The sequence below is a fragment of the Levilactobacillus hammesii DSM 16381 genome (genome assembly GCF_001434395.1).
Classification (GTDB): Bacteria; Bacillota; Bacilli; order Lactobacillales; family Lactobacillaceae; genus Levilactobacillus; species Levilactobacillus hammesii.
In genome coordinates, this window is record NZ_AZFS01000061.1 from 1 (window position 1) to 12,449 (window position 12,449).

General features: G+C 51.9%; 11 protein-coding genes. 4 read left to right on the plus strand and 7 right to left on the minus strand.

The window, feature by feature from the left end:
• Positions 1-150: 150 nt before the first annotated feature.
• Both FD28_RS08785 and FD28_RS08790 read right to left on the minus strand, forming a co-directional pair.
• A complete protein-coding gene (locus FD28_RS08785; protein ID WP_057734670.1) occupies positions 151-540 on the minus strand; it encodes a tautomerase family protein in 390 nt (129 codons plus the stop codon).
• Between the two features lie 280 nt (positions 541-820).
• Entirely contained in the window at positions 821-3,091 is a 2,271-nt protein-coding gene (locus FD28_RS08790) for an ATP-binding cassette domain-containing protein (RefSeq protein WP_057734672.1), read from the minus strand.
• A gap of 248 nt (positions 3,092-3,339) precedes the next feature.
• Between FD28_RS08790 and FD28_RS08795 the strand changes: the two genes are divergently transcribed.
• Entirely contained in the window at positions 3,340-3,858 is a 519-nt protein-coding gene (locus FD28_RS08795) for a DUF1440 domain-containing protein (protein WP_057734674.1), read from the plus strand.
• A gap of 39 nt (positions 3,859-3,897) precedes the next feature.
• Positions 3,898-5,226 (plus strand): MFS transporter, encoded by a 1,329-nt coding sequence (locus FD28_RS08800; protein ID WP_057734677.1) that lies wholly within the window; start codon positions 3,898-3,900, stop codon positions 5,224-5,226.
• A 691-nt stretch (positions 5,227-5,917) separates the two neighbouring features.
• Here the strand turns inward: FD28_RS08800 and FD28_RS08805 are convergent.
• The gene (locus tag FD28_RS08805) at positions 5,918-6,460 is read right to left on the minus strand and encodes a MarR family winged helix-turn-helix transcriptional regulator (protein ID WP_057734679.1); all 543 of its coding nucleotides are present in this window, start codon (positions 6,458-6,460) and stop codon (positions 5,918-5,920) included.
• A 317-nt stretch (positions 6,461-6,777) separates the two neighbouring features.
• On the opposite strand from FD28_RS08805, the gene FD28_RS08810 reads away from it, so the two are divergent.
• Positions 6,778-6,957, plus strand: coding sequence for a hypothetical protein (locus tag FD28_RS08810; protein WP_235806879.1), 180 nt, complete (start codon positions 6,778-6,780; stop codon positions 6,955-6,957).
• A gap of 372 nt (positions 6,958-7,329) precedes the next feature.
• Here FD28_RS08810 and FD28_RS08815 read toward each other — a convergent pair whose 3' ends face one another.
• The 3 genes from FD28_RS08815 to FD28_RS08825 all read right to left on the minus strand — a co-directional run bounded on the left by FD28_RS08815 (position 7,330) and on the right by FD28_RS08825 (position 9,734).
• Entirely contained in the window at positions 7,330-8,772 is a 1,443-nt protein-coding gene (locus tag FD28_RS08815) for a DUF4097 family beta strand repeat-containing protein (protein ID WP_057734681.1), read from the minus strand.
• Between the two features lie 2 nt (positions 8,773-8,774).
• Positions 8,775-9,125: a PadR family transcriptional regulator gene (locus tag FD28_RS08820; protein WP_057734682.1), complete on the minus strand. Its 351-nt coding sequence runs from the start codon at positions 9,123-9,125 to the stop codon at positions 8,775-8,777.
• A gap of 216 nt (positions 9,126-9,341) precedes the next feature.
• Positions 9,342-9,734, minus strand: coding sequence for a cytidine deaminase (locus FD28_RS08825; protein ID WP_057734683.1), 393 nt, complete (start codon positions 9,732-9,734; stop codon positions 9,342-9,344).
• Between the two features lie 184 nt (positions 9,735-9,918).
• Here FD28_RS08825 and lepB point away from each other — a divergent pair, with 184 nt between their 5' ends.
• On the plus strand, positions 9,919-10,503 hold the full coding sequence (gene lepB / locus FD28_RS08830) for a signal peptidase I (protein ID WP_057734684.1): 585 nt from the start codon (positions 9,919-9,921) through the stop codon (positions 10,501-10,503).
• A 173-nt stretch (positions 10,504-10,676) separates the two neighbouring features.
• Here the strand turns inward: lepB and FD28_RS08835 are convergent, their stop codons facing one another.
• Positions 10,677-12,371, minus strand: coding sequence for an oleate hydratase (locus FD28_RS08835; RefSeq protein WP_057734685.1), 1,695 nt, complete (start codon positions 12,369-12,371; stop codon positions 10,677-10,679).
• Positions 12,372-12,449 lie beyond the last annotated feature (78 nt).

Sequence of the window (12,449 nt, forward strand, 5' to 3'; positions counted from 1 at the left end):
CGGAGGACCGTACTTCAGGCCGCAGGCGGTCCCCACAGCAGCCGGAATCTCTGGCAGCCGCAGGTGACTGGCAATGGAACGGCAAGGCGGCCAGCTTCCACAACATCACATGTAACACACAACCTTACATCATTAAAGGTAAGGTTCACATTAAAGCTTGCCGTTCATGAACTGGGCTTCACCATTACCGAAGCTCCAATCGGCCTTAGTATTGCTGGTGATGTTGATTAAAACATCGGTCGGTGGCACGCCCGCACCGGCTTCCAATTCTTTGACTAACCGGGCGTAAAAGCGTTCCTTATCCGCCTCTTCGCGAGGACTGGAAGTCAGGCTAAAGATTAGCGTCTTTTCAGTACGATCGAAACCCAGTCCCACGTCCCAAACAATCATTTCCTCTGGATCGTGTTGCGTGACGATCTGATACCGGTCACGCGGCAGCAAATGAAGCTCTTCCGTGGCGACCTTGTAGGCGATATCCAAAATTGTCTTGATTTCAGCTTTACTCCGACCTCTGTACATATCGATTCGCATTAATGGCATGGTTTCGATCTCCTTTTGATTTCATCTTGGTGCGTTGCGTCGGCCTTTTTCCGTGAACCATTCACGGCTTCACATCATTCACCGACACAACGACGTCTTCACTATAACAAATACAGACTGTATCTGACAGCAACTCCCCTCGTTAGGACTAGCCGTCAAAACACGCTGTCTTCCTAACAACAAGACTCAGTCTACTCGGAAACCCATCACAACAAATTGACAATTATCAATTTTATACGAACTTTTTAAAAAATCTACTGACGGTCATGGCAAAAGTCCCTTAATTCTCCGCCATCCAAGCCTTTAGCGCCACACCAGTCCGTGACTCGGCGTGTTGGACCGATTCACGCGGCGTTCCGCTGAATTGAATGTGACCCCCGTAACGACCGGCATCCGGACCCACGTCGATCAACCAATCGGCCTGACTAATCACGGCCAGATTGTGTTCAATGATAATCAACGAGTTGCCCGCCGCAACCAGGTCGTTGAACAGTTTCATCAGCCTAGCGGTATCCTTCAAATGCAGGCCAGCTGTGGGTTCATCTAAGAGATAGACGGTTCCTTTTTTGCCCAATTCAACCGCCAACTTTAACCGTTGCAGTTCACCACCCGACAGTGTCGTGAGAGGCTGAGCCAAGGTCAAATAGCCCAGGCCGACCCGATCCAGGTTCGCCAGTTGACTGGCCAGCTTGGTGGTGTCCTTAAAGAAGGCCGCCGCGGCCGTCACCGACAGCTGTAACACCTCCGCGATTGTCTTGCCCTGATAGTGGTATTGCAACGCTTCTTCGCTATAACGCTTACCCTGACAGAGCTCACAAGTCTGTACAACGGGGTCCATGAACGCCATGTTGGTGATGGTGACCCCTTTGCCCTTACACCGCGGGCAGGCGCCCTTCCCGTTGTAGCTAAACATGCTGGTTCCCACGCGACCATTGGCCTGGCTAAACAGTTTTCGAATCTCATCCAAGATTCCCAGGTAGGTGGCCGGCGTGGACCGAATGTTGATGCCGACGGGGGTCTGTGCCAAATCAATATAATCGGTCTTCAGCTGGCGCTTGAGTGCCGTCACCAGTGACGACTTTCCCGATCCCGCGACACCGGAGATGACCGTCATGACGCCCAGTGGCACGTCCACGCTCACATCATGCAGGTTGTTTTCCGTCACGTGTTGCAGGGCAAGGTGGTGCTTGGCCTGGCGCTCCTTGCCCCAGGTATGCGGCCGCCGAAGCCAATTTCCCGTCAGCGTGTCAGACGCCAGCAACTCGGGATAGGTTCCCGTAAAGGTCACGGTGCCCCCTTTTTGACCGGCCAACGGCCCCATCTCGACCACATAATCGGCAAACGAAATCATCGCGGGATTGTGCTCCACGACCAACACCGTATTGCCCTTATCTTTCAACTTCGTCAACGCCTGTTTGATCAACTGAATGTCGTGGGGATGTAACCCCACACTGGGTTCATCCAGGATATAAACCATATCGACTAACGCACTCGTCAGGTACTTGGCAATCTTGATCCGTTGCGCTTCGCCACCGGACAAGGTGCTGGTTCCCCGATCGAGGGTCAGATAACCGAGACCAATATCGACTAGCGACTGGATCTTAGTGCGCAGTTCACGCACCACATCGGTCGCTAAAGGTTCGGTAATCGCCGCCAGAAAGGCCAGCACGTGCCGCAGGTCCATCGCCGAAACCTCGGCAATGTTGCGCCCGTTAATGTGGTTGGTCAGGACTTCTGGCTTCAGCCGCGAGCCATGACACACGGGACACGGCTTGCGGGTCACGATCTCGGCAATGGCCTCGCGGTGATGCTCGGCTTCCTTCTTACCAATCACCGACCGTCGAATCCGCGGCACCACCCCTTCATATAAAGCAGTTCGGGGAAAACCCTCGCCGGGATGCTTCAAGGTCTGTTGTGGCGCGTGCATCAGCAGGTCATATTCCGCCGCGGTGTAGTCCTTGATCGGCTTGTCATCATCGAATAGCCCGCTCGTTGCGTACCGGCGCCAACGCCAAGTGTTTGGTCCAAAACTCACGAAAGTAATCGCCCCTTGATTGAGCGATTTCTCCGGATCGATCAGCTTACTTTCATCGATGTCATCCACGTAACCCAGGCCCTGACAAGCCGGGCACATCCCCTGTGGCAGGTTGAACGAAAAGCTATCGGAATAGCCAATGAAGGGCTGACCAATCCGTGAAAATAAGAGCCGCAGCAGGGAGTAAATTCCCGTGTACGTGGCCAATGTGGACCGCGCGTTCTTCCCGAGCCGTTGCTGCGCAATCACGATGGCGACCGGCAAGTGGTCGATGTGGCCCACGTGTGGTTGCCCGTACTTAGGCAGATACTGTTGCGTAAAGCTGGGAAACGTCTCGTTGAGTTCCCGCCGCGATGCCGCCGCAATCGTATCAAAGACCAACGAGGACTTGCCCGATCCCGATAAGCCGACAAATACCGTTGTCCGGTACTTGGGCACCCGCAGACTCACGTGCTGTAAGTTGTTCTGCGTGGCGTCTTGAATCTCAATATACCCCTGTTCAAATGTTGGTTGCATTCCGAACTCCTTTCGTCTTATGCCGTCTTCACGATCGTTCATGCGGACAGTTGCCAGACACCTGATTGCCACTCGATTACCGCGATCAATGCCGCCCGGTTGCCGCCTCATGAACCCTACCAAACCAGCTTAACATACTCTAAAATGGAACAACAGTTCGCGGACTCACAAGCAAATTCCCCCAAACTTTTCGACAAAACGACTATACTCGATTTTGTGCTTACGATTGACTAAGGAGGAATTTCATCATGTCATTTTTGAAGAAACACCCACTAAACTTACCGGCCGCCCTCATCGCCGGTGGCGCGGCTGGCATCGTCTCCGGCTTAGTAAAGCTGGGCTGGGAAAATGTTCTCCCCCCACGAACCGAGGAACGCGATGCCACGAATCCCCCGCAGACACTACTCGAACAATTTGGCATCCCCGCAAAGGTGACTCACGCGACCTACACTTACTCCGGCCATCAGTTGCCGTGGGTCAGTTATGTCATTCACTTTGGCTTCTCGACAACTTTCGCCGTTCTGTACCAGATTGTCGGAGAAAAGCTCCCCTTCATCAAGAAGGACGCGGGTACCTGGTTCGGCTTGACCATCTGGATTGCCTTTCACTTAGGCCTGATGCCCGCTATGGGAACCGTTCCCGCTGCTAAGGATCAACCCACGGCAGAACACGTTTCCGAAGCCCTGGGCCACATCGCCTGGATGGTGACCAATGATCTGGTGGGCGCAGAAGTCTACCGCCGCTTAGTCGCCGCCAAACGGGCTTAATTTAACCAGCATAATCACCAATAGGGAGATGTTGCGCGCATGAATCCTTGGCAAACGAAGTGGCCGGAACGTTTGAGCTATGGGCTCAGCGATGCCGCCGACAATCTGGTCTTTCAGATGATGACCACCTACCTACTGTTTTTCTACACCGACGTCTACGGTCTCTCCGCTAGCGCCGCAGCCATTCTATTTGTCGTTGCGCGCCTGGCCGACGTGGGCGAAAGCCTCCTAATCGGTCTGATGATCGACCGGACACACTCGAAGTGGGGGAAGAGCCGGCCATTCTTTCTGTGGTACGCCCTGCCCTACGTCCTCTTTGCCATTCTGACCTTCGTGACGCCGCCCTTTGGTAGCACGGGTAAGCTCATCTGGGCCTACGTTACCTACCTGGGGTTGGGATTCTTCTACACAGCGGTCAACTTGCCGATCACCTCAATTCTCCCCACCCTGACGCAAAATGACCGCGAGCAAACGGTGCTGGGGGTGATTCGGCAGTTCTGTGGCAGTTCGGTTCAAATCATCGTGGCCGTCTTCACCCTGCCGTTGGTCGCCCTGTTCGGTCATGGCAATCAGCAACAGGGGTTTCTGTTGACGATCATCCTGTTTGGGGCCATTTCACTGGCGCTCATCTGGAATACCTTTTTCCACGTCCACGAACGATTCACCAATCCCGAGCGATCCCACCAGTCTTGGCGCGCCGTCAGTCACATGCTGCGGCGGAATCAGCCCTGGCTGATCATCTCTGTGGTCATCCTGTTGTACTGGTTGACCACGGCCATCAAGAACCAGACCACCATTTATTATTTCAAATATATCCAACACAGTGAGTCACTGGTGCCCTACGCCAACGGCTTTACGTTTGCCGCCCTGATCGGTGTGCTCCTGATCGTCAACTCGGCCAAACAATGGGGCAAGAAGCGGACCATGCTCAGCGGTATCGCCATCGCCGCCATCGGCCAGCTCATTCTCAGCGTCGGGGTAGTCAGCAATCACCTTCCCGTCATCTTTGGCGGCATCCTCATCAACGCCGTGGGCAACGGGCTAATCATTGGCCTGGTTTCCATCATGATTGCGGATACCATTCGCTATGGCATGGCGTTAGGGATTCAGGCCGAGGGTATTTTAGCCTCAACCGATGATTTCGGCGTCAACGTGGGACTGGGGCTCGGCGGCCTGATTACAGCGGGGCTCTTCCACCTGTCGGGCTACGCAGCCAATCACAGTCAAAATATGGCCACCCGGCAGATGATCACGCTTAATTACGCGTGGTTACCGCTACTGCTTTATCTGGTGATGTTCGCCATTCTGCTTTTCTACGACGAACGCACCTTACAGGCCAAGATCACCCCTGCCAATCAGGATAGCTAGCGCGTTGCCCCCTCTACTCATTACTAACGAAAAAAAGATGAGATCAGTCTCATCTTTTTTTATGGTCCTCGGGTCCCAAACGATAAACTCACCGTAAGCCTTCACCTGCGGCTGCCAGAGATTCCGGCTGCTGTGGGGACCGCCTGCGGCCTGAGAAGCGGTCCTCCGGCTCGGTTTGAAGCCTGGCAAAGATCACCGGTCTCCAAACACGTCCCAAGCTGTAAGCCGCTGCTCGGCTAACACCGTCGTCACGGCTGCCTCCATCTCTGGCCTCCTCCGGTTACGGAAGTTGTTAACCACCTTATCGCTGACAACATTGCTGGAATGGCATCGTTGATCCACTGTTAATTGATCGCATTCTGAGTAGCCGTGAGTGAGTCAAATTTGGGCTCAGCCGTGGGATTTTCCAAGTGGTCTACTTGGAAAATGGCGCCTTTGAAACGTGGGCTATCGGTTCAAAGCGAGGTTCGAGACCGCTCTTTGGCTCGGACCGTCCTGCCCACTGCGTTCCAGTCCCAAATTTGGCGAACGGTAAGGCGGCAATCTTTCGCAGAAAAAGTGACACCACTTAACTGAAAGACCGATATACCGGGGATACGTGGGTTTGTAAGGTGAACTTACAAACTGGTTTAAAAAAAGGCAGCACGATCACAACTTTCTGTGTCGTACTGCCTATTCATTTGCCATAAAATTAGTCACTGGTCCGGCCGCCATGCGTCCGGCCACGATTAGAATTGCGGCGCTTATCGTGTAAGCTATCAAAGCCGACAAATCCTGCGGCCACTGCTCGGTCATTGGCGCGGTGAAGTACCTTGATAAAGTGTTCAGCTTCATCCTTACCGAAGAAGCCTAACCAGCGATGGAACCGTTCGTCGGTGGCTTGGGCCAAGTTCCGTTGAACCCGGCTACCAGCGGCCGTTAAGGTGATGTACTTAACACGACGGTCGTTAGGATCTACCTTTTGCATCACGTAATTTTCCTTAAGTAATACATTGACCTGACGAGCGATAGCACTCTTGGAGACGCCTTCTAATTTGGCAAGTTCAACCAACGTTTGTCCATTCTTACTCCGGGCAACGTTTTCCATCACCATGAAGGCTTCAAAGGTCAAATTGTACTTTTGCGTGGGAATTGAAACGAAATCACCGATATACTTAAAAATGTGCATGTATAAGTCGTCAAACTCTTTCTTCAATTCTGCTTCCGTTACGTTGTCATTCGTCGTCTCTGTCATTATAAATCCATTACTCCTTCTAGTTTCAGCGCCGGGCGCTGCCTATTACCGTCCTAATTTGCGTACAGCCCACGGGTCTTAATTTTAGCCGAAAATGTCAGTCACGTCACCGGTCAATGTTATGTAAGTGGATAACCCTGCTTACTTTTTACTATCAAACCATCTTATCCAATGAAATTATGTTTAAAGGTTCCCAAAATCGAACACACGTTCTATAATGGAATTAATCTTCACACCAAGGACGTGATAAAATGTTCACCCAAGCCAAACCACAAATTAAAACACTACTCCAAATTGCTTACCAAAGAAACCAAATTATGACAATAAATATTCATAATATTACCTATACGGGAACCGTCGACTACATTTCCCCAACCACTGTCTACCTCGGCTTGGCAGCCGGTCAATCTCGTGAAATTCCCCTCACGCAGATCAGTCAGGTCAAACTACACCAATTTCAATCTTGGTGGTATCTCTATGAGTCTCCCGCGCGGTAACTCCCTCTAGTATCGCCTCTATCGCTTAAAAAATAAACCTTTTTTTAACAAATTGTTGGGATTTTATTTACAATTTACAGTAAACGCTGTCTTTTCCGTGTTTCTCCCCCTTTCGTTCCCCCATACCCAACGCAAAAAGCGCGGAAAAGTTCGCGCTGACCACACCTGATTATACCGCTTCACCCCCGTGAAATTGTCCCCCAATTTATTCGTACTGGTAACAATTGCAATTTTGCATACTTTGATTCATTGAAGGGGTTCAACCGCTTTATGTTGAAAATATTACCCCAAAAAATAAAATCCCCCTAAATCATTAGTACTTGCCAATGACTTAGGGGGATCTTGTTTTTCACTGGACAGTCGTCTCAATGACTAATCGAGACGAATGCTTCCGTGAACCGTGTCGACCTTAACCGTGTGCGCTGGATTTTCACCCAGCGACCCGATCTTATGATGACTGTCATCCAAGGTGAGACGGGCCGCTCGCGGAACGCGGATGGCACCGTCATCGTTGCGGACATCCAGGTTGTAGACCAGGTTGGGCGCAACTTCCAGGTTAGCGCTAGCGTTACCCGTGATGGTCAGATCATGGGTCAAGTCCGCAACCTGCACACTGATTCTGCCATTTCCAGATTGCAAGCGCCCACCGCCACTTAAACGCTGAACCCGGATGGTCCCATTGTGCGAGGCGCCCACCAACTGGCCCGTCACCCCATCGATCTTGATCGCGCCATTGCGGGAATTCAAGGTCACATCGCCCGTGTGATCGGTCAGACGAATGGCCCCATTGGTCGACTCCACCCGACCAGTTCCCGTGGTGTTGGCCAATGTGACCGCGCCATTCGAGCTGGTCACCTGGTAACTCGTGGCGGTCAATTGATCCATCCGGACCGCGCCATTCGTGGCGCGCACCGTGAACGCCATCACTTGGTTATTAAACGCGCGAATGGCGCCGTTCGTGGCGTACACGTCCACATCCGCATTGGACCGTAAGTCACTGACCTCTAGGCTGCCATTACCGGCGTGAACCTGCACCCGGCCCTTCAACGTGCTGGGAATAAAGATTTCAGTCCGCACGTGCAGTGGCCATAGCCGTGGCCGATCCCCCTGTTGTAGCGTCAATTGTGAACCGTACTGTTTGCTCCGCAGGTAGAACCGTTCGCTGTCCCGACTCATATACTCGTTGACCACAATTTCAGACGCGCTGGCTTGGCCAATCTTAACGGCGGCATCGGGATAGTTGATCACTAACTCGGAGAGGTCGGTAACGGCGAAGGCCTGCGTGTTGACGAGTTTGAGTGAGCCAACGTAGGCGCGCTGTGGGCGTTCACCATTGATTCTGACGTCGTCGCCCTTCACATCAATCAGGCCATCCCCGACCGAAACGTGGTCGCCGTCAACCTGGACCAATTTGCCCAAATCAACCTTCTGGCCGTCGTCATCGACAATCACCCGGTCACCCCAGGTCACCTGATCATCCGTAATGTGGAGCTTTCCAATCTGCACGTGGGAATGGGTGTGCCGCTCGTGGGACGCCCGATTCGTCGCTGTGTCTGCCGCATCGTCTGCTTCGTCTGCAGCCGCAGTAGCATCTTCATCAGCGACTTCTTTGAGCAACGTATCGATATCGCCCAACTGCGTCATGGCCTCGTCAACAGCCTGGTCCGCGGTCAGCCCCTGATTGATTTTGTCGGTCACCGCCTCGGTCAGATCACCGACTAATTCTTCCTTTATCTCCGTTAATGCCCGTGATGGCTGGTATTGGCGAAAACGCTGATCCAGCCGCGTCCGAATCTCCATCGTGATATTGTCCATGCTTAGTCCTCCTCGGTAATCTGACCCGTAATCAATTCATCAATAATGGGCTTGGCAAATCGCCAGGCCGCCGTCTTCTCCGCCAGCATCTCTTTGCCAACGGCGGTCACGTGGTAATACTTGCGCCGCGATCCCTGCGTTTCATCGCCCCAATAATCCGTGAGCGCCCCGTTCTTTTCTAACCGGCGGAACACGGTATATAACGTCGCCTCATTCAATTCATAATGGCCCTGACTGAGCTCACGCACCCGTTTGGCCACTTGGTAGCCGTAGCTGTCCCCCTGCTGCAAGATATTTAACACAATGGTATCCGTATGGCCCCGGATTAAATCCTTGGAGATCACCTCAGCCATGTTGCCACTTCCCTTCCGTTCGTTTGATTGGATCTAATGTATCACACACTACTATGTGTGTCAAAGTAATTTGCTTGAAATAGTATTTTAGTCTGAGCCTTATCTGGCCGATCACTGCTGGCAAAACCACCGCGGACTGCTTCAGTCATCAATTTTTCCCACAACACAAAAAGGACTAGGCGCTCTCGCCTAGTCCGTATGTAACACGCAACTTTTCTATTTTAGCTCCAGAAAGGCACCTGGTAAGATTCCAGCAACCGTGGTCTCCGCTAACGCACCCTTCTGATTCGTCAGGTAGATGACGGCGTCTTGGTCAAAGAACTCGCTGATCACCTGCCGGCACGAGCCACATGGTGCAATCGCCCCATCAGTGTTTCCAGTGACCAGCAGTGCGGTAAACCGTTTTTCCCCCGCTGCGATCCCTGAGAAGATGGCCGTCCGTTCGGCACAGTTTGTGACGCCATACGCCGCATTTTCAATGTTACAGCCACCGTAAATCTTACCGCTGGCACCGACTGCTGCGGCCCCTACGTGAAATTTGGAATAGGGCGCATAGGAACGGTCTAACATGTCGGTTGCAACTTGCAATAACTCTTCTAGCTCTGCCATGGTGTTTCCTCCTTAGTGTATGTCTATTGTTGCCTCTTAATTGTTGCATAGTTTCAAAGAAAGCGCTACCATTTGAACGAAATTTCTAGGGTTTTCTTTAACTTTTAAGCAATCTGCCAAAAGATGCGGAAACTCATGGTACACTGGGCCTTATTAAACGTGTTTAGGGGAGCCTTCTGTCAAAATGAAAATGTTACGTAATATCTTAAGTTGGGTCGTACCCATCCTGATTGCCGCTGCACTGGTCTTTCTCGTGCGGACGTACGGCCTTGAAGTCGTTAAGGTTTCTGGGGGGTCAATGGAACCCAACCTGGCCGATACGGAACGGATGATTGTGGTCAAGCCGCTACCCGTCAAGCGCCTCAGCGTCATCGTCTTTGACGCCTACGGGGAAGACCCGAACGCCGCTAAAAACACGAACTACGTGAAGCGGGTCATCGGCTTACCCGGTGACAAGGTCGTCAGCAAGAATGGTTACATCTACGTCAACAATCGTAAAATCAAACAATCCTTTATCAGCAAAGCCGAACGCACGACCGGGACTGGCAACTGGACCCTCAGTAGCCTGGCCAAAGAACATAACTGGTCCTATAAGGGCAACGCGGTGCCTAAGGGCCACTACTTCGTGTTGGGTGACCACCGCAGCATTTCCGAGGACGGCCGCGCCTGGGGTTACGTCGAAGCCGACAAGATCATGGGTGTCGTGAAGGTGCCGTTCTGGCAAGGAACTAAGGAACACCGAACGAATGTGAATGACTTGGCGAGTTAGTCTCGCATCATCGTCAAAAAAGTTCGTCGTAAAATTTACACCTAGTACGATGACCATTTCAAATCCAAACCACCCCCACACCTGACAGCTTGTTGTCGGGCGTGGGGGTGGTTTTTAGAGTAAAAGAAAAGTGGGTTTTCACCCACTCTTCTTGCCCACACATATTTATTTGCTTAGCTAAACATCCGCTTCGTTGCCTTCAGCAAGGTCTTCGGATCTTTGTCATAACGTGGTGTATCAACCAAGTTATCCATTGGTACCCCGGCGAAGTGGAAGGCCGCAATTTCACCGGAACGGGTAGCACTTTGTTCCGTGAAGATCATCTGGTAAGGCTGCTCAACGAATTCACCCGTGAAGGCCAAGTTCGTGGAGTGTGCTGGGATGACCTCTGGCCGGTCGCTCTTAGCCCGGTTGTTGAACAGGGCTGATGCGTATGGCATGTAGACTGGAATATTGTTGATGATGCTATCCAGAATTTCGGCTTCATGGTTCTTGATGTTGTTTGGCCCAGGATCAACCTTGGACAATTGCCCAATCAGTTCTTGTGCCATTTCTTTCCCAGTCATCTTGATGTATTGCTTGTGGACAAATTCACCCTGACGACGTGGGTACAGGAAGTAGCCCCAAATAACGGATTCGTTAGGCTTCTGAGTCGTAAAGTGAGGTTGGTGGTGCACCACAATCGACATGTTCACGTCTTTTTGCCCCAGTGGGGTAATTGGCGTGGTCGACAGGAAGGAGTTCAACGCGTTCCCTGGAACTTGCGTCGTAATCCGGGTAATTTCATTCAACAGCAAGTGGTTCTTGGTCGTCAACGTGAAGCTGACCCATTCGGAATTCTTACGATCATCGAAGAACTTGTCCGGTGTCCCCAAGTTGTAGAAGCGCTCCGTGGCTTTCTTCCAGAGGGCCGCACTGATCCCGTATTCCATATTTTCTGGTGCTGGCGTGTTGTAGTCACCCATCGTGGCGGAGTCGGTAATGGACCCGTTGGTGAAGATAACCGCCGTATCATCGTCGATCTTAACGACCTCTTCGGTATCGTCCTCAACGTTCTTAACGTGCAGACCCGTTACCGTGATTTCATCTTGCATCGCACTGTCTGCGAATTCCCAATCCGTGACAATCCGGTTGGAAATGAAGGTGACACCCTCGTCCTTTAAGTAATTGATCAGGGGTAACATCATGCTTTCAAATTGGTTGTAACGGGTCCGGTTGACCCCAACCAAGTGTTCAATTTGTGTAAATTCATAAATCATTTGGTGCATGTAACGACGCAGCTCTTGGACGGAACTTTGAATCCGGAAAGCAAACGTGGTTTCCCACATGTACCAGAAGTTGGTTTGGAACATATGTGGATCGTCCTTGAAGTATTCGGCGATCGTGATGTTGTCCAACTTGGTTTCTTCCTCATCTGGCATCAACACGAGCTTGGAGAGTAAGACCCGGTCCTTGTTGTTCAGACCCAGCTTGCCCCCATCGATGATGCCCTTGCCGCCTTCCATCAACCGGGCAATATCGTAAGTCCGGTGATGCGCGTCGAAGTCACGGGTATCCTCGGCTGCGGTCATGCCCGCTTCGGTTGCCGATGGAATCCGGTCGAGTAAGTCCATTAAATCAACGTACGTCCGGTAATTCAACATCCGGCCACCACGCGCCACATAGCCCGTGCTGTTAGCTAATGGGTGTGCCTTGTTCCAGTATTCATCGCTGAATTCACTGGTTTCGCCACCATCATTAGCCCCATGCATATCAGCGCCGTAAAAAGTAATATTTTCACCACGCCAATGGCCTTCTTGAATCAGGTAAACCGCCGCGGCCATATTAGAGAGACCGGCACCGATCATTACTGCTTTTGTTTTAACCATCAAAAACACCTCCGTAGATTCTTTGAGCCCTTTACACCTCCCATTATGCTTGCTTAGTCAACCATTGTAAAGCGTTTA